At 70.4% G+C, this 17,584-nt stretch carries 14 protein-coding genes and 2 tRNA genes; 12 read left to right on the top strand and 4 right to left on the bottom strand.

The window, feature by feature from the left end; all coding sequences use genetic code 11:
* The first annotated feature begins 180 nt into the window (after window positions 1-180).
* The 4 genes from ACFYW5_RS02290 to ACFYW5_RS02275 all read left to right on the top strand — a co-directional run bounded on the left by ACFYW5_RS02290 (window position 181) and on the right by ACFYW5_RS02275 (window position 4,109).
* Complete coding sequence (locus ACFYW5_RS02290; RefSeq protein ID WP_389415041.1) at window positions 181-777, top strand: M48 family metallopeptidase; 597 nt, start codon at window positions 181-183, stop codon at window positions 775-777.
* A 132-nt stretch (window positions 778-909) separates the two neighbouring features.
* Complete coding sequence (locus ACFYW5_RS02285) at window positions 910-2,643, top strand: TerD family protein (RefSeq protein ID WP_389415040.1); 1,734 nt, start codon at window positions 910-912, stop codon at window positions 2,641-2,643.
* A gap of 13 nt (window positions 2,644-2,656) precedes the next feature.
* Window positions 2,657-3,337, top strand: coding sequence for an AIM24 family protein (locus ACFYW5_RS02280; RefSeq protein WP_015657951.1), 681 nt, complete (start codon window positions 2,657-2,659; stop codon window positions 3,335-3,337).
* A gap of 16 nt (window positions 3,338-3,353) precedes the next feature.
* The gene (locus tag ACFYW5_RS02275) at window positions 3,354-4,109 is read left to right on the top strand and encodes an AIM24 family protein (RefSeq protein ID WP_389415039.1); all 756 of its coding nucleotides are present in this window, start codon (window positions 3,354-3,356) and stop codon (window positions 4,107-4,109) included.
* A gap of 44 nt (window positions 4,110-4,153) precedes the next feature.
* Here the strand turns inward: ACFYW5_RS02275 and ACFYW5_RS02270 are convergent, their stop codons facing one another.
* Both ACFYW5_RS02270 and ACFYW5_RS02265 read right to left on the bottom strand, forming a co-directional pair.
* A complete protein-coding gene (locus tag ACFYW5_RS02270) occupies window positions 4,154-4,669 on the bottom strand; it encodes an NUDIX hydrolase (protein WP_389415038.1) in 516 nt (171 codons plus the stop codon).
* Entirely contained in the window at window positions 4,666-6,099 is a 1,434-nt protein-coding gene (locus ACFYW5_RS02265; RefSeq protein WP_389415037.1) for a zinc-dependent metalloprotease, read from the bottom strand. The genes ACFYW5_RS02270 and ACFYW5_RS02265 overlap by 4 nt, the downstream gene beginning before the upstream one ends.
* Before the next feature lie 193 nt (window positions 6,100-6,292).
* On the opposite strand from ACFYW5_RS02265, the gene ACFYW5_RS02260 reads away from it, so the two are divergent.
* The 3 genes from ACFYW5_RS02260 to ACFYW5_RS02250 all read left to right on the top strand — a co-directional run bounded on the left by ACFYW5_RS02260 (window position 6,293) and on the right by ACFYW5_RS02250 (window position 9,408).
* Window positions 6,293-7,405, top strand: coding sequence for an SDR family oxidoreductase (locus ACFYW5_RS02260; protein ID WP_389415036.1), 1,113 nt, complete (start codon window positions 6,293-6,295; stop codon window positions 7,403-7,405).
* Window positions 7,406-7,536: 131 nt separating this feature from the next.
* Window positions 7,537-7,998, top strand: coding sequence for a molybdenum cofactor biosynthesis protein MoaE (locus tag ACFYW5_RS02255; RefSeq protein ID WP_389415035.1), 462 nt, complete (start codon window positions 7,537-7,539; stop codon window positions 7,996-7,998).
* Between the two features lie 315 nt (window positions 7,999-8,313).
* A complete protein-coding gene (locus ACFYW5_RS02250) occupies window positions 8,314-9,408 on the top strand; it encodes a PDZ domain-containing protein (RefSeq protein ID WP_389415034.1) in 1,095 nt (364 codons plus the stop codon).
* Between the two features lie 51 nt (window positions 9,409-9,459).
* On the opposite strand, the gene ACFYW5_RS02245 is transcribed toward ACFYW5_RS02250, so the two are convergent.
* Complete coding sequence (locus ACFYW5_RS02245) at window positions 9,460-10,002, bottom strand: PPA1309 family protein (RefSeq protein WP_389415033.1); 543 nt, start codon at window positions 10,000-10,002, stop codon at window positions 9,460-9,462.
* 143 nt (window positions 10,003-10,145) lie between these two features.
* Between ACFYW5_RS02245 and ACFYW5_RS02240 the strand changes: the two genes are divergently transcribed.
* From ACFYW5_RS02240 to ACFYW5_RS02225, 4 genes are all read left to right on the top strand, one after another.
* A complete protein-coding gene (locus ACFYW5_RS02240; RefSeq protein WP_389415032.1) occupies window positions 10,146-13,091 on the top strand; it encodes a UPF0182 family protein in 2,946 nt (981 codons plus the stop codon).
* Window positions 13,092-13,132: 41 nt separating this feature from the next.
* A tRNA-Met gene (locus tag ACFYW5_RS02235) sits at window positions 13,133-13,206 on the top strand.
* A gap of 207 nt (window positions 13,207-13,413) precedes the next feature.
* Window positions 13,414-15,234 (top strand): sel1 repeat family protein, encoded by a 1,821-nt coding sequence (locus ACFYW5_RS02230; RefSeq protein ID WP_389415031.1) that lies wholly within the window; start codon window positions 13,414-13,416, stop codon window positions 15,232-15,234.
* A gap of 86 nt (window positions 15,235-15,320) precedes the next feature.
* Window positions 15,321-15,394: transfer RNA gene (locus ACFYW5_RS02225), tRNA-Met, on the top strand.
* 128 nt (window positions 15,395-15,522) lie between these two features.
* Here the strand turns inward: ACFYW5_RS02225 and ACFYW5_RS02220 are convergent.
* The gene (locus tag ACFYW5_RS02220) at window positions 15,523-15,942 is read right to left on the bottom strand and encodes a Fur family transcriptional regulator (RefSeq protein WP_389415030.1); all 420 of its coding nucleotides are present in this window, start codon (window positions 15,940-15,942) and stop codon (window positions 15,523-15,525) included.
* Between the two features lie 144 nt (window positions 15,943-16,086).
* Between ACFYW5_RS02220 and ACFYW5_RS02215 the strand changes: the two genes are divergently transcribed.
* Complete coding sequence (locus ACFYW5_RS02215; protein ID WP_389415029.1) at window positions 16,087-17,541, top strand: catalase; 1,455 nt, start codon at window positions 16,087-16,089, stop codon at window positions 17,539-17,541.
* The last annotated feature ends 43 nt before the right edge of the window (window positions 17,542-17,584 follow it).

Below are 17,584 nucleotides of genomic sequence, written 5' to 3'. Positions count from 1 at the left end.
GTTCCTTGGAGTCGGTCGCGGTCGCCCCGGCAGAGCCAGCATGCCCCCGGCCGCGGTCCGGCGCCGAAAGTTGTCCACAGGCCCCGGAAATCTTCGTACAAATCAAACGCATGGTGGGGTCTCGGCGCGGACCGTACCGGAGTCGGGACTTCCCCCGTGTGCAGCGGGTAACGTCAGGGCGTGTCCGTCGACCCACTGCACAGCGCCGGAACGCCACAGCGCCGCCCGCCGAGCCCGCCGCCGAACGGTTCGGGGGCGAGCGCGATCGAGGTGCGCAGAAGTGCCCGTCGGCGCCGGACGGTCTCCGCGTACCGCGAGGGTGATCGCACCGTCGTGCTGATCCCCGCGCGGATGTCCGAGGCGGAGGAGCAGCGCTGGGTGAGCGTCATGCTCGACAAGCTGGCCGCCCAGGAGAGCAAGCGGGTGCTCGGCGACACCGAGCTCGCGGAGCGCGCCGAACGGCTCTCCGCCCAGTACTTCGACGGCCGGGCCCGGGCCGGCTCGGTCCGGTGGGTCACCAACCAGAACACCCGCTGGGGCTCGTGCACCCCGGCCGAGGGCAGCATCCGGCTGTCGCACCGCCTCCAGGGCATGCCCGAGTACGTCGTCGACTACGTCCTGCTGCACGAGCTCGCCCATCTGCTGGTGCCCGGCCACGGGCCCCGGTTCTGGCGGCTGCTGGAGGCGTATCCGCGGACCGAGCGGGCCCGGGGTTACCTCGAAGGAGTGGTCGCCGCGGATCGGTTGCCGCACCTGCCCGGCACACGCGGAGAGTGACCGTCCGCCGACCTTCCGGTACCGCGGGGCGCCGGTTCTGTACCGGCTCTGTACCGACTTCGTCCGGTGTCCGAGTTTGCCGTTAGCCTGACGCGACGCACTCGTATTCGGGATGGGGGACGGTCGTTACGCATGGCCAGGGAATTCCAACGCGGCCACAAGGCCAGGATCAGTGACCTCACCGCGGGCACGGATCTGTACGTAGGCGTGCAGATCTCCGGTCCCGGTCTGACCTTCGACATCAGCTGTTTCGGCCTCGACGCCGATGAACGGCTCTCGGACGACCGTTACTTCGTCTTCTTCAACCAGCCGAAGACCCCCGAGGAGTCCGTTCAGCTCCTGGGTGCCCAGGCCGGTGACACGGAGTCCTTCCGGGTCACGCTGGACCGGATCCCGCCGCAGATCCACAAGCTGTCGTTCACCGCGACGCTCGACGGCGCCGGGCAGATGTCGCAGATCAACCCCGGATACATCCGCATCGTGGCCGGCGGCGAGGAAGTCGCCCGGTACGCGTTCAACGGCTCGGAGTTCAGCACCGAGCGGGCCGTCATGCTGGGCGACTTCTATCTGAAGGACGTCTGGCGGTTCGCCGCGGTCGGCCAGGGCTTCGACGGCGGGCTCGACGCGCTGCTGAAGAACTTCGGCGGCGAGGTCATGGAGGAAGAGGCTCCCGCCCCGGCCCCGCAGCAGCCGCAGTCCGGCGCGACCCCCGGTTTCGCGCCCCCGGCCCAGGCCACCGCGCCCCCCGCCTTCGGCGCACCCGCGCCTGCCCCCGCCCCGCAGCCCGCCCACCAGGGCTTCGCGCCCCCGCCGGGAGCCACGCCTCCGCCGCCGGCACCGGCCCCCGCGCCGTCGGTGCACGCCCAGCCGACGATCATCGCGCCCATGACACCGCCCGGCGGCACCCAGGTACCCCCGCCGGCCCCCGCACCCGCGCCGTACGGCCAGCCCGCCCAGCCGCAGCAGCCCTACGGCCAGCCGCCGCAGCCGCACGGCCAGCCGCCGAGCGCACCGCTGCCCCCGGGCTACGGCCAGCCCCAAGCACCGCACGCCCCCCAGGGTTACGGCCAGCCCCAGGCACCGCACGCCCCCCAGGGTTACGGCCAGCCGGCGCCGCCTCCCGGCTACGGCCAGCAGCCCGCGTACGGACAGGGCGCGGGCCACGCCGCCGCCCCCTACGGTGCCCCCCAGGGTGCTCCCCAGGCGCCCGGTGTGGCCGGTGCGCTGGAGCAGTTCCGGGAGACGCCCACCGGGCAGCGCTGGACGCAGCAGAACAAGAAGATGATCCGCGTCGACCTCGGTATCGGCGGTCAGCCGGTGCTGGCCCGGCAGGGCAGCATGGTGCTCTACCAGGGCAAGGTCGACTTCAGCTACAAGGGCGCCGGGTTCGCGGGCCGGATCGCGGGCAACGCCACCGGCCAGGAGATGCAGCTGATGCGCTGCACCGGCCAGGGCCAGGTGTTCCTCGCCGAGAACTCCACGATGCTGCACCCCATCGAGCTCCAGGGCGACGGGGTGTGCGTCTCCGCCGAGAACGTCCTCGCCTTCGACGAGGGCCTGCAGTACGAGGTCCGCCGTATCGAGGGACACGGCATTCCCGGCGGCGCGCTGTTCACGATGCAGTTCACCGGCACCGGCACGATCGTCGTCAAGACGCACGGCACGCCCGTCGTCCTGCCGGTCACGCCCACGACGTTCGCCGACTGCAACGCCGTGGTCGCCTGGTCGGCCGCCGCGCAGGTGGTGGTCTCCAGCCAGGTGCGGATGCGCCGCAACGCCTACCCCGGCGACACCGGAGAGAGCGTCAATCTCCAGTTCCGGGCCGCTCCCGGCAACTTCATCGTCGTCCAGCCGTACGAGATCTGAGGGAGAGCCCGTCATGAACCAGCCGCTCGCGGGCTACGCTCCCGCGCCGGTGACCGCCCGCATGGAGAACCACGGCAACCACATGCTGAAGGTCGCCATGCAGACCGGGAACGACCTCCTCGCGCGCGTGGGGTCGATGGTCGCCTACGAGGGGTTCGTCCAGTACGAGCCCAACCCGCCGGCCGTGCGCCAGATCGCCAAGGACTGGATGACCGGCGAGGGCGCGCCCCTGATGAAGTGCTCCGGCGACGGACTGCTCTACCTCGCGGACTACGGCGCGAACGTCGTCGTGATCAACCTCAACGGCGACGGCATCTCCGTCAACGCCACCAACCTGCTGGCCTTCGACGCCCACCTCACGTGGGGCGTCGAGCGGGTCAAGGGCCTGGCGAAGTTCGCCGGACAGGGCCTGTGGAACACCAAGATCTCCGGGCAGGGCTGGGTCGCGCTGACCTCCCGGGGCAAGCCGATCGTCGTCGACTGCGGCGGTGGCGAGAACGAGACGTACGTCGACCCGGACGCGCTCGTCGCCTGGTCCCCGAACCTGAAGGTGAAGGGCAAGCGCAGCTTCAAGGCGCAGTCGCTGATCGGCCGGGGCAGCGGCGAGGCGTACCAGATGGCCTTCTCCGGCCAGGGCATCGTCGTCGTCCAGCCCAGCGAGGACAGCACCGACCGTCTCCGGGTCCGGGGCTGAGGGGGAGCACCACACCATGCAGAGTCCGCTTTTCGCCCATAACGACCAGCAGACCCAGGAGCGCTGGAGCCTGCAGAACAAGCAGATGCTCCGGCTCACCCTGGAGGGTCACGACGACATCCTCGCCCGCAAGGGCACCATGGTCGCCTACCAGGGCCTGATCGAGTTCGACGCCGAGTACCAGAGCAACGACCAGGGACGCTCGCGGGCCCACACCGGTGAGGGCCTGGACCTGATGCGCTGCCACGGGCAGGGCACGGTCTTTCTCGCCAACCTCAAGCAGCACATCCACCTGATGGACGTCGACCAGGACGGGCTGACCGTCGACAGCAGCTATGTGCTGGCGATGGACTCCTCGCTGCACCACGAGGTCATCGCGGTGGACAGCCTCTACGGCATCTCCGGCTCCGGGAAGTACCAGCTCAACATCACCGGCCGTGGCAAGGTCGCCCTGATGACCTCGGGCATGCCGCTGATGCTGCAGGTCACGCCGGACAAGTACGTCAACTGCGACGCCGACGCCATCGTCGCCTGGTCCACCAGCCTGCGCGTCCAGATGCAGGCCCAGACGCACTCCTCCGGGGTGTGGCGGCGCCGCGGCAACACCGGCGAGGGCTGGGAGCTGAGCTTCATGGGCAGCGGCTACGCGCTCGTGCAGCCCAGCGAGCTGCTGCCGCCGCAGAACGCCCAGCTCGGTTCGGGCGTCGCCGCTCAGTACGGCATGGGCCAGCAGGGCGCCCGCGGCCAGAACCAGGGCAACGTCTGGAGCTGAGCCGGGCCAAGGGGTGACCGCGAGGGCGGTCACCCCTTACGGCTTCACAGCCCGGCGCGGGTTGCCTCGAGCAGCCGTACGACGGAGTCGTCCGCCACGTCCGCCACCTCGTCGTAGGCGAACCAGCGCAGGTCGAGCGACTCGTCGCTGATCGCCTCCACCGCTCCGCCCGGGGCTATGGCGGCGTACTGCACGTCCAGGTGCCACGCACAGGGCGTCCGGTGCCGGTCCAGGCGGACCGGGGTGCTCCGCAGCAGGCGCAGCGAGGGGATGCCCGACTCCTCCGTGGCCTCCCGGAGGGCGGCCCCCGAGAGCGTGTCGTCGGCCCGCTCGCAGTGACCGCCCATCTGCAGCCACATGCGCAGCTTCCGGTGGAGCGTGAGCAGGACGCGCTCGCGCTCGGGGTCGATCACCAGGGCGCTCGCCGTGATGTGCCCGTCCTTGCAGTCCTTCCACATTCCGTCGGAATGACGGTCCAGATGGTCCAGGTAGACCTGGCGCAGATCCTGCTGGTCCGCGTAGGTCTTCAGTACCTGGACCGCGTCGGCGTGCAGTGTCACTCGGAGTCGTCGTCCTTGTCCTTCTCCGGCTTCCCGGGGGAGCCGTCAGCCGCCTCGCCGAGCATCTTGTCCAGCTCGGAGAAGTCCAGCTGCTCGCGGTGGACGAAGCCGTCCGGGTCGTCCAGGTCGGTGGCCGTCGGCAGCATGTCCGGGTGGGACCACAGGGCGTCCCGGCCGTCCACCCCGCGCGCGTCCGTCAGCGACGCCCACAGACGCGAGGCGTCGCGCAGCCGACGCGGACGCAGCTCCAGGCCGATCAGGGTGGCGAACGTCTGCTCGGCCGGGCCGCCCGAGGCGCGGCGGCGGCGCAGGGTCTCGCGCAGCGCGTCCGCGGAGGACAGACGCGGCTTCGCGGCCGCGTGCACCACCGCGTCCACCCAGCCCTCGACCAGTGCCAGAGCAGTCTCCAGACGGGCCAGGGCGGCCTTCTGCTCGGGCGTGTCCTCCGGCTGGAACATGCCCTGCTGGAGGGCGTCCTGAAGCTGCTCGGGGTTCTGCGGGTCGAACTGGCCGACCACGTCCTCCAGCTTGGCGGTGTCGACCTTGATCCCGCGCGCGTAGCCGTCGACGGCGCCGAACAGGTGCGAGCGCAGCCACGGCACATGGGTGAACAGGCGCTGGTGGGCGGCCTCGCGCAGGGCGAGATACAGCCGCACCTCCTCCTTCGGCACGCCCAGGTCCTTGCCGAAGGCGTCGATGTTGACCGGCAGCAGCGCGGCCTTGCCGGCCGGGCCGAGCGGCAGGCCGATGTCGGTGGAGCCGACGACCTCGCCCGCGAGCACGCCGACGGCCTGCCCGATCTGCGTGCCGAACATGGCGCCGCCCATGGACCGCATCATGCCGATCAGCGGGCCCGCCATGGCCTGCATCTCCTCCGGCAGGACATCGCCCATGGCGGTGCCGACGCGCTCGGCGACCGGGTCCACGAGCTCCTTCCAGGCCGGCAGCGTCGCCTCGACCCACTCCGCGCGGGACCACGCCACCGCGGAGCCCGCGCCGGAGGGCAGCGACGTCGCGTCGTCGAGCCACAGGTCGGCGAGGCGGACGGCCTCCTGGACGGCGGTGCGGTCGGCGGGGCCGACACTCGCGTCCTTGGTGCCGTCCGACGTGCCCTGGGAGACCGTCTGGCGGGCGATCTGCTTGGCCATGTCCCAGTTCACCGGACCGCCCTCGTACGAGAGCATCTGGCCGAGCTGCTGGAACGCGGCGCCCAGGTCGGTGGGGTTCAGCGAGCCGAACATGGCAGCGAACGGGTTGTCGGCACCTGGACCGCCCGGGCCGCCGAAGCCCCCGCCACCGGGCAGGCCGCCGAAACCGAACGGGTTGGCAGGTCCCTGACCACCACCGCTCTCCTGGTCCTTCTTCTTGCCCTCGTCGCCGTCGTCCGGCTCCTCCGGCGGAAGGCCGAATCCGAATGGGGTGTCACTCACGGGATTCCTCGGCTGGTAAGGCCGCCGGTTCTGCTCCGACGGCACGACTGCCCGATAACACCACCCAGCGTAGACACCACGGGCGGATAGGGCCTCGGTGCTTCGCCGACTCTCGGCCTGCGGCAGGATGGATGCCACCTGGTACGTACGCGTCACGCGCGTCCGTACTGAAGACAACCGCTGGAGACGCCCGGTGAGTTCCCCTGATCCGCAGGTTCGCGCAGCGCGAAACCAGTCAACCAGTCCCGCGGCGCGTGGCCCCGTCGTGGCGGTCACCGGTGCCGCGTCCGGCGTAGGAGCGCTGCTCACCGAGCGGCTGGCCGCGTCCGAGGAGATCAAGCAGGTCATCGCCATCGACGAGCGGCGCGGCGAGTGCGCGGACGCGCTGTGGCACATCCTGGACGTGCGGGACCCGGCCATCGCGGAGAAGCTGCGCGGCGCCGACGTGGTCGTCCATCTCGCGCTCGATCTCGATCTGGAGACCGACGGAGCCGCCCGGACGGCCTACAACGTCCGGGGGACACAGACCGTGCTGACCGCCGCCGCGGCCGCCGGGGTGCACCGGGTCGTCCTGTGCACCTCCGCGATGGTCTACGGCGCCCTTCCCGACAACGAGCTGCCGCTGGCCGAGGACGCGGAGCTGCGGGCGACCGCGGAGGCGACCGGCGTCGGCGATCTGCTGGAGGTCGAGCGGCTCGCCCGGCGGGCGCCCAGGGCGCATCCGGGGCTGAACGTGACCGTGGTGCGGCCCGCCATCCTCGTCGGCGGCACGGACACGGCGCTGACCAGGTACTTCGAGTCGCCGCGGCTGCTGGTGGTGGCCGGGTCGCGGCCGGCCTGGCAGTTCTGCCATGTCGAGGACCTGTGCAGCGCGCTGGAGTACGCCGTCCTGGAGAGGGTCGACGGAGAGCTCGCCGTCGGGTGCGACGGATGGCTGGAGCAGGAGGAGGTCGAGGAGCTCAGCGGGATCCGGCGGATGGAGCTGCCGTCCGCGGTCGCGCTCGGGGCGGCGGCCCGCCTGCACCGGATCGGCCTGACGCCCTCGCCGGCCGGGGACCTCGCGTACACCATGTATCCCTGGGTGGTGAGCGGGAGCCGGCTGCACGCCGCCGGATGGCGGCCCCAGTGGACGAACGAGGAGGTGCTGGCCGAGCTGCTGGAGGAGGTCGCCGGGCGGCACACGGTGGCCGGGCGGCGGCTCGGCCGCAAGGACGCGACGGCCGCGGGGGCGGCCGGGGCGACGGTGGCCCTGCTGGGCGCGGCCGCGGTGGTGCGGCGGGCACGGAAGGCCCGGCGGCGGATCTGACGGGGCGCCCGCCGCCGTCGTGGCGGGGCCCGGCGGCAGCCGCCGTCTGTAGGAGGCTCCAAAGCCGCACGCGTGTGTGCCGGGTGATTTCGGTATTCCGCGGGTTCCTCCGGGTGGGGCACGATGGGGGCATGGCACCCATGAACGACCACCCCGGCGAGCTGACCGGGCAGGACCCCATCAAGTTGATCGCCGTCCGGGAGACCGCGCTCTCGCTCGACGAGGTCTTCCGGGCCGTCGGGGACGACGCCGCCGGGGGGACCGCCCTGTTCGTCGGGACCGTGCGCAACCACGACGGGGGTGCCGACGTCGATGAGCTGGGGTACTCCTGTCATCCCAGTGCCGAGAGCGAGATGCGGCGGATCGCCGAGAAGGTGGCCGGTGCGTACCCGGTGCGGGCGCTCGCCGCCGTGCACCGGATCGGGGATCTCCAGGTCGGGGATCTGGCCGTCGTCGTCGCCGTCTCCTGCCCCCACCGCGGGGAGGCCTTCGAGGCCTGCCGGAAGCTGATCGACGATCTCAAGCACGAAGTGCCCATCTGGAAGCACCAGAAGTTCTCCGACGGCACCGAGGAGTGGGTCGGCGCCTGTTGAGCCGTGCCCCGCCCGCCTCTCCGGTTGCGTAACCGCACCCCTGCCCCGAGCGTTGTCAGTGCGGATGGTTAATCTGCTGATCAGTCAGTTGCGGTCGCTCAATGGGGTTGGGAGGACGGCATGGCGGCGCTCGCCTGGTTGCTGATTCCGCTTGTCGCTGCGATCGGCGCCGGTCTGTGGGGCAGTTGGGCCCACCGGACGCGAAAGGCCCGTAGCGACGGTCCTGAGCTGGACGGATATGCCCGGTTCCGTGCGGCCATGGAGAAGACTCAGCCCTGACGGGACGCCGACAGGGGTGTCACGTACTGTCGAGGCATGCCACGCCGCACCGCGACGATGCTCGCCTCCACCCTGATGCTGATCGCGCTTTTGTGCGCGGGAGTGTTCATCCCCGTGCCGTACTCGGAGATGTCCCCGGGGCCGACGGTGAACACCCTGGGGGACCACGGCGGCGAGCCGGTGCTGCAGATTTCGGGCCGCAAGACGTACGCCGCCGGCGGGCACCTGAACATGACCACCGTCCGGGTCACCAGCGCCGACTACCGGATGAACCTCGTCGAGGCCGTCTACGGCTGGCTCGCGCACGACAACAAGGTCGTGCCGCACGAAACCCTCTACCCCGACGGCAAGACGGAGGAGGAGTCCACCCAGGAGAACGCCGAGGAGTTCAGCCAGTCCCAGGAGAGCGCGAAGGTCGCCGCGCTGGAGGCGCTGGACATCCCCGTGCAGTCCTGGGTGATCGTCTCCACGGTCGTCAAGGATTCCCCGGCCGAGGGCAAGCTGCACGCCGGCGATGTGATCAAGGCCGTCGACGGCACGGCCGTGCGCGAGCCGGCCGACGTCGCCGAACTGGTGACCAGGCACCAGCCCGGCGAGGACGTCGACTTCACGATCGTGCCCGCGAAGGAACAGGCCGAGGCCGAGAAGGAGCAGCGGGCGACGGCCAGGACGGAGAAGGTCACGATCACCACCACGACCGCCGACGACGGCGGCGAGAAGCGCGCCATCGTCGGGATCTCCGCCGGGACGGACCACACCTTCCCGTTCAGCATCGACATCAAGCTCGCCGACGTGGGCGGGCCGAGCGCGGGTCTGATGTTCGCGCTCGGCATCTACGACAAGCTCACCCCGGGCAGCCTCACCGGCGGCTCCTTCGTGGCCGGCACCGGCACCATCGACGACGACGGCAAGGTCGGCCCCATCGGCGGCATCGAGATGAAGACCGTCGGCGCCCGCGACAAGGGCGCCCAGTACTTCCTCACCCCGGCCGACAACTGCGCGGCCGCCGCCCAGGACATCCCCGACGGGCTCACCCTGGTCAAGGTCGGCACCATGGACGACGCGCTCGGCGCCCTGAAGGACATCCGCGCCGGCGACACCGCCGACCTGCCGACGTGCGGCGCGAGCTAGGACCCCGGCCCTCAGTCCCGAAGTGCGGCGCGAGCCAGGACCCCGGGAACGTCAGTCCTCGAACGTCGCCGTCAGCGCCTCCGCCAGACCCGGCACCAGGTCCTTGCCCGTCAGGACCTCCGTCGGGGTGTCCTTCTCGCGCAGCCGCAGGGCCGACTCGCGGGTGCCGTCGCGCAGCACGGCGACCGTCATCCGGACCTCCTGCCGCTCGGGGTGGTTCGCCACCCACTTGGTCAGCGCGGCCCCGCTCAGGTCCTGCGGCACCTGGGCCTCCGCGGACGGCGGCAGCATCAGCCGCTCCACGGTGAGCGCGCAGCCGGTCACCGCGTCGGGCCAGGCGATGGTGCCGAGGAATTCGTCGAGCGGCTTGCCGGTGGGAACCTCGTCCTGCTCGATGGGGGTCAGGCCGGAGGTCTCCTGCTCGTCCTCCAGGCCGAGCTGGCGGGCGAGGCCGGGTTCCTGGGCCCGCAGCCGTGCGGTGTCTACGAGGGCGAACAGGCGGGCGGGCTGGTCCCAGCCGAGGCCGGAGGCGTACTCGTCGATCTCGAGTACGGCCCGGGTGAGCGGACTCGCCGCCATGGGAGTGTTGGACATGGTCACAATCCTGCCTCGTTCCCACCCGGAATCGGGAACCGAGTAAAGCGTGAGTAAGTTGCATAGGTGTGGGCCTACGATCACGAGGCCCCCCGGAGGGCTCCACGAGACGCGGGCCTGACGGATCAACAGCGAACTTCGAGGTGCGCACCTTGGCTTTCCAGATGCCGGACCGCGGCGGAGGCCCGACGGGGCCACGGATCAGAGTGGGCCGCCCGTCCCGGCGTGTCCGGACCCTGCTCATGACGCTGGGCGTCCTTGCCGTACTCGGCATGGCGTTCACCATGTTCGCGGGCTTCTGGACGGACTGGCTGTGGTACCGGTCGGTGAACTATTCGTCCGTCTTCACGACCACCCTGTCGACGAAGATCGGTCTGTTCTTCGTCTTCGGCCTGCTGATGGCCCTCTCGGTGGGCCTCAACATCTGGCTGGCGCACCGGCTGCGCCCGCCGCTGAGCGCCATGTCGATGGAGCAGCAGAGCCTCGACCGCTACCGCATGGGCATCGCGCCCTACAAGAAGTGGCTGCTGCTCGCGATCACCGCGCTGGTCGGGCTGATCGCCGGCGCCTCCGCCTCCGGTCAGTGGCGGACCTGGCTGATGTGGGTCAACGGCGTCTCGTTCGGGCAGAAGGACCCCCAGTTCGATCTGGACGTCTCCTTCTACGCCTTCGACCTGCCCTGGTACCGGTTCCTGCTCGGCTTCGGTTTCGCCGCCGCGATCCTGTCCCTGATCGCCGCCGCGCTCACCCACTACCTGTACGGCGGGCTGCGCATCACCAGCCCCGGCGCGCGGGCCACCGCGGCGGCCACGGGGCATCTGTCGGTGCTGCTCGGCATCTTCGTCGCGCTGAAGGCGGTCGCCTACTGGCTCGACCGGTACGGCCTGGCCGTGAAGTCCAGCGACTTCAAGGCGACCGACAGCTGGACCGGTCTGCGGTACGTCGACGCCAACGCCTATCTGCCGGCCAAGACGATCCTGTTCTGCATCGCGGTCATCTGCGCCCTGCTGTTCTTCGCCACCCTGTGGCGGCGCACCTGGCAGCTGCCCGTCATCGGCTTCGGCCTCATGGTGCTCTCGGCGATCCTCATCGGCGGCCTGTACCCGGCGATCGTCCAGAAGTTCCAGGTCCAGCCGAACGAGCAGGCCAAGGAAGCGCCGTACGTGGAGAAGAACCTCCAGGCGACGCGTGAGGCGTACGGCATCGACGACGCCAAGGTCACCGAGTACTCGGGGCAGAGCAGCACCGACGACAAGGCCCAGCTGCGGGACGATGTCGACAAGGCCGCGAGCATCCGCATCATGGACCCGAACATCGTCTCGCCGACGTTCCAGCAGCTCCAGCAGATCCGGAACTACTACGGCTTCCCGACCAACCTGGACGTCGACCGGTACAGCAAGGACGGCAAGGACCAGGACACGGTCATCGGTCTGCGTGAGCTGAACCTCAGCGGCATTCCGAAGAACAACTGGATCAACGACCACTTCCGCTACACCCACGGGTACGGCGCGGTCGCCGCGGAGGGGACCAGCGCCGACTCCCAGGGCCGCCCGGTCTTCACCGAGTCCGACCTGCCCTCCAAGGGCGATCTCGGCAAGTACCAGCAGCGGATCTACTACGGCGAGAAGACCTCGACGTACTCGATCGTCGGCGGTCCCCAGAAGGAGATCGACTACTCCGACGACACCGGTGAGAAGACCTACAGCTACGAGGGCAACAGCGGGGTCAACCTCTCCAACCCGGTCAACCGCGCCGCGTACGCGGTGGCGTTCAGCGAGCCGCAGATCATGTACTCCGGGGCGATCGGCGAGGGTTCGCGGATCCTGTACAACCGCACGCCCAAGGAGCGCGTCGAGGCGGTCGCGCCCTGGCTGACCATCGACGGCGACGCCTACCCGGCGGTCGTGGACGGCAAGATCCAGTGGATCGTCGACGCCTACACGACCACCAACGGCTATCCGTACGCGTCCCGGACGACCCTCGGTGACACGACGGCCGACTCGCTGACCGCGACGAACGACTCCCGCGCGGTGGTGGCCCAGCAGAACCAGGTCAACTACATCCGCAACTCGGTGAAGGCGACCGTCGACGCCTACAGCGGCGAGGTCAAGCTCTACCAGTGGGACACCCAGGATCCGGTCCTGAAGACCTGGATGAAGGCCTTCCCGGACACGGTGGAGCCCAAGAGCGACATCTCGCCCGCCCTGATGGCCCATCTGCGGTACCCGCAGGACCTGTTCAAGGTCCAGCGCGAGCTGCTCAGCCGCTACCACGTGGACGACGCGACGACGTTCCTCAGCGGCAGCGAGGTGTGGCAGGTGCCGGACGACCCGACCAACAAGTCGGGCAACGCGGTGCCGCCGTACTACCTGAGCATGAAGATGCCGGACCAGAAGTCCCAGGCGTTCTCGCTGACGACGACGTTCACCCCGAACGGCCGTGACAACCTCAGCGCGTTCATGGCGGTCGACGCGGAAGCGGGCACCAGCGACTACGGCAAGATCAGAATCCTGAAACTGCCGACGAACACCACCGTCAACGGGCCCAAACAGGTCCAGAGCCAGTTCAACTCCGAACAGGACATCGCCGAGACGATCAGCCTCCTCAGCAGAGGCGACTCGAACGTCGAGTACGGCAACCTGCTCGCGGTGCCACTGGACGGCGGACTCCTCTACGTCGAACCCGTCTACGTCCGCGGCGGCGGGCTCAAGTACCCGCTGCTGCGCAAGGTGTTGGTGACCTACGGCGGCAGTACGGCCTTCGAGGACACCCTCGAAGAGGCGCTCAACAAGATCTTCGGATCGAAGGGTACGAGTCCGGAACCGTCGGAGCCACCGGAGGACGACGGTGACCCCAGCAAGCCGACGCCACCGCCGACGAGCGAGGACCCGACGGTCCAAGAGGCGCTGAACGACGCCCAGAAGGCCTTCGAGGACGGCCAGCAGGCGCTGAAGGACGGCGACTGGGAGGCGTACGGCCGGGCACAGGAAGCACTGGAGGAAGCGCTGCGGCGGGCCGAGGAGGCCCAGGCCGGCGAGTCCGGCGACGGCGGGGACGCGAGTCCCAGCCCCAGCCCGGACAGCAGCTGATCAAGCCCATCCCGCGCCGTGATACTGTTGCAGAACAACGGCGCGGGGTGGAGCAGCTCGGTAGCTCGCTGGGCTCATAACCCAGAGGTCGCAGGTTCAAATCCTGTCCCCGCTACTGATGGCGAAGGCCCGGATCCTCACAGGGATCCGGGCCTTCGTGATGTGCGAACGCATGTGCCGAGGGGTGGGGACGGCCGTGCCGCGGTGGGGAGTTGGCCCATCTGTGTTTGACTTGTCTCTCTGTGGGCATGTCGACAAAACGCTGAAGTGACCTCACTGGCTGCGGTATACGAGGTGTACCCAGGTTGCAGGTGGTGCGACGATGGACGTTATGGGGGACAAGGCAACTCTGTTGGAGACAGGGCGTTTTGTGCAGTCTTCCGACCGGGACGAAGCCGGTGAGGCCGCCGAGGAACTGCGACTGCGGCTCGCGGCGGAGACCGGCGACGCCGAGGCGATGAGCGTCCTCGGTGCCTTGCTGCTGCGCCGCGGTGATCTCGACGCGGCCGAGCCCCAGTTGCGTGCCGCCACCGCCGCGGGGGACCGCGCCGCCGCCAACAACCTGGGAGTCCTCCTTCATCAGCGCGGGTACGCCGAGGAGGCCGCGGGGTGGTGGCGGGTGGCCGCCGTCGCCGGATCGGCCGCGGCCGCGCACGCGTTGGGCCGCCATCACCGTGAGCGCGGGGACGAGCCGGCCGCCGAGTACTGGCTGCGGCAGTCCGCCGAGCAGGGGCACGCGCTGGGCGCGTACGCGCTCGCCGATCTGCTGGAGCACCGCGGTGACGCCGACGCCGAGCGGTGGATGCGGGCGGCGGCCGAGCGGGGGCACCGGGAGGCCGCGTACCGCCTGGCGCGAGCGCTGGACCGGCGGGGCGCGGGGGAGAGCGACGGCGACAACGGTGTCGGGGCGGACCCCACCGCGGGCGTGGCGTCCGCCGCGGCGGAGGCCGAGCAGTGGTACCGCCAGGCCGCCGCGCGCGGACACCGGCGGGCCGCGCTGCATCTCGGCGCGATCCTGGAGCGGCGCGGTGAGCTGCGGGAGGCCGGGCGCTGGTACCTGACGTCCGCCAAGGACGGCGAGGCGCGGGCCGCGTGTGCGCTCGGGTTCCTGCTGCGTGACGCGGGGGACCCCGAGAGCGCCGCCGTGTGGTGGCTGCGGGCCGCTCAGGAGGGCGACGGCAACGCCGCGAACGCGCTCGGCGCGCTGCATGCCGAGCGGGGCGAGACCCAGACCGCCGAGCGGTGGTACCGGGCCGCGATGGACGCCGGTGATGTGAACGGCGCGTACAACCTCGGGCTGCTCTGCGCCGAGCAGGGGCGGACCGTGCAGGCCGAGCAGTGGTACCGGCGCGCGGCGTACGCCGGGCACCGGGAGGCGGCCAACGCGCTCGCGATCCTGCTGCTCCAGGGCGGGGACACCGCCGGCGCCGAACCGTGGTTCTCCAAGGCCGCGGAGGCGGGCAGCGTGGACGCCGCCTTCAACCTGGGGATCCTCTTCGCCGGGCGGGGTGAGGACGGCGTCGCCTTGCGGTGGTACGAGCGGGCCGCCGCCGCCGGTCACACGGAGGCGGCGCTCCAGGCCGGTATCGCCCGGCTGCGGGACGGGGACGAGAGCGGGGCCGAGCGGCATCTTCGGTGGGCCGCGGGCGGCGGCAGCGCGGAGGCCGCGTACCGGCTGGCCACCGTGCTCGACGCCCGGCGCCCGCCGGCGCCCGCGCATGAGCTCGGGGAGTCCGTGCACGAGAAGAGCGAGTGCGAGGAGTGGTACGAGCGGGCCGCCGGGCAGGGGCACCGGAAGGCCCAGGTGCGGGTGGGCATGCTGGCCGCCGCGCGGGGCGATGTCGTGGAGGCGGCCCGGTGGTACCGGGAGGCCGCGGAGGCCGGTTCCCGCAACGGGGCCTTCAACCTCGGGCTGCTGCTCGCCCGGGAGGGGAGTGAGCCGGAGGCCGCCGTGTGGTGGACCCGGGCCGCGGACGCCGGGCACGGTCGGGCGGCGTTGCGGCTCGCCCTGGTCTACGCGCGTCGCGGTGAGCTGGCGGAGGGGCAGCGGTGGGCCGACCGGGCGGTGGCCCTGGGGCCGCGGGAGGTCGCGCAGCGGGCGGCCCGGTTGCGGGACGCCTTGCGGGAGGAACTGTCGGCGTAGCGCGGCTTTGGAGATCTTCCGGGCCCGCGCCCGCGTAAAGCGATTTGCTTCTGTCCGCGTCCTTGACGTAACGTTGCATTCACCGACGCGGGGTGGAGCAGCTCGGTAGCTCGCTGGGCTCATAACCCAGAGGTCGCAGGTTCAAATCCTGTCCCCGCTACTGAAGACCGAGGGCCGGAACCCATCAGGGTTCCGGCCCTCGGTGTTGCCCGGCTGGTGCAGTCCGGCGGCAGCCGAAAAAACCCCGGCACCGTTCGCACGGTGCCGGGGTTCCTCGCGGGCGTCTGGTTACGCGACCGCCGCGCAGTCAGGGCAGAGGCCGCGGTACGTCACCTCGACGTCGGAGACCGTGAAGCCGAAGCGCTCCGAAGAGGGCAGATCGGCGAGCGGGTTGCCGGTCGGGTGGACGTCCCGGATCGCGCCGCACTGGGCGCAGACCAGGTGGTGGTGCGGACGGTGCGCGTTCGGGTCGTACCGCTTGGCGCGCTTGTCCGTGGCGACCTCGATCACCTCACCGAGGGTGACCAGCTCGCCCAGGGTGTTGTAGACGGTCGCGCGAGAGATCTCGGGCAGCTTGGCGACAGCCCTGGAGTGAACCTCGTCGGCCGTCAGATGGACGTGTTCGCCGTCGAGGACCTCGGCCACGACGCGCCGCTGCGCGGTCATCCGCCATCCACGTCCGCGCAGCCGTTCCAGAAGGTCGCTCATGGCCACCAGCCTAACAGCAAGAGGACCAGATCCCGAATAGGTGTGACTTTGGAACCTTATTTGACTTAGACATTGTCTAGGATAGGATCGGGAACGGCTTTGGCCAAGGGACAGGTAGGGCAAGGAATGGCGCAGGAGGCAGACGTGACGCAGGGACCGCTCACTACGGAGGCCGGAGCACCGGTGGCCGACAACCAGAACAGCGAGACCGCGGGCGTCGGTGGCCCCGTGCTCGTGCAGGACCAGCTCCTCCTGGAGAAGCTGGCCCACTTCAACCGTGAGCGCATCCCGGAGCGTGTGGTCCACGCCCGCGGCGCCGGTGCCTACGGCACCTTCACGGTGACCGCCGACGTCACGCGGTACACGCGCGCCAAGTTCCTCTCCGAGGTCGGCAAGCGGACCGAGACGTTCCTGCGGTTCTCGACCGTGGCCGGCAACCTCGGTGCCGCGGACGCCGTCCGTGACCCGCGCGGCTGGGCGCTGAAGTTCTACACCGAGGAGGGCAACTACGACCTCGTCGGCAACAACACCCCGGTGTTCTTCATCCGGGACGCCATCAAGTTCCCGGACTTCATCCACACCCAGAAGCGCGACCCGTACACGGGTTCCACCGAGGCGGACAACGTCTGGGACTTCTGGAGCCTGAGCCCGGAGTCCACGCACCAGGTGACCTGGCTCTTCGGCGACCGCGGCATCCCCGCCTCGTACCGTCACATGGACGGCTTCGGCTCGCACACCTACCAGTGGAACAACGAGGCCGGCGAGGTCTTCTGGGTCAAGTACCACTTCAAGACCGACCAGGGCATCAAGAACCTCACCCAGGCCGAGGCCAACCAGCTCGCCGGCGACGACCCCGACTCCCACCAGCGCGATCTGCGCGAGGCCATCGAGCGCGGCGACTTCCCGAGCTGGACCGTGCAGGTGCAGATCATGCCGGCGGCCGAGGCGGCGACGTACCGCTTCAACCCGTTCGACCTCACCAAGGTGTGGCCGCACGCGGACTACCCGCCGATCGAGATCGGCAAGCTGGAGCTCAACCGCAACCCGGAGAACATCTTCGCCGAGGTCGAGCAGTCGATCTTCAGCCCCGCCCACTTCGTGCCCGGCATCGGCCCGTCCCCGGACAAGATGCTCCAGGGCCGCCTCTTCGCCTACGGCGACGCCCACCGCTACCGCGTCGGCATCAACGCCGACCACCTGCCGGTGAACCGCCCGCACGCCACCGAGGCGCGCACCCACTCCCGCGACGGCCTCCTGTACGACGGCCGCCACGGCGGTGCGAAGAACTACGAGCCGAACAGCTTCGGCGGCCCGGCGCAGACCGGCCGACCGCTGTGGCAGCCCTACGACGGCTTCAGCGGGGGCACGGGCAACCACCCCACGCCCCTGCACGCCGAGGACAACGACTTCGTGCAGGCCGGCAACCTCTACCGGCTGATGTCCGACGACGAGAAGGAGCGCCTGATCGAGAACCTGGCGGGCTTCATCTCGAAGGTCTCGCGCGAGGACATCGTCGAGCGGGCGATCGGCAACTTCCGCAACGCGGACGAGGACTTCGGCAAGCGGCTGGAGGCCGCGGTCCAGGCCCTGCGCGGCTGATACACCCACCAGCACTGGATCGCTTGTCGAAGCGGGCCGGACC

The sequence above is a fragment of the Streptomyces sp. NPDC002779 genome (assembly GCF_042888685.1).
Lineage (GTDB): Bacteria > Actinomycetota > Actinomycetes > Streptomycetales > Streptomycetaceae > Streptomyces.
Note: the sequence above shows the minus strand (reverse complement) of the source record. Positions and strands in the feature narration are given on the sequence as shown.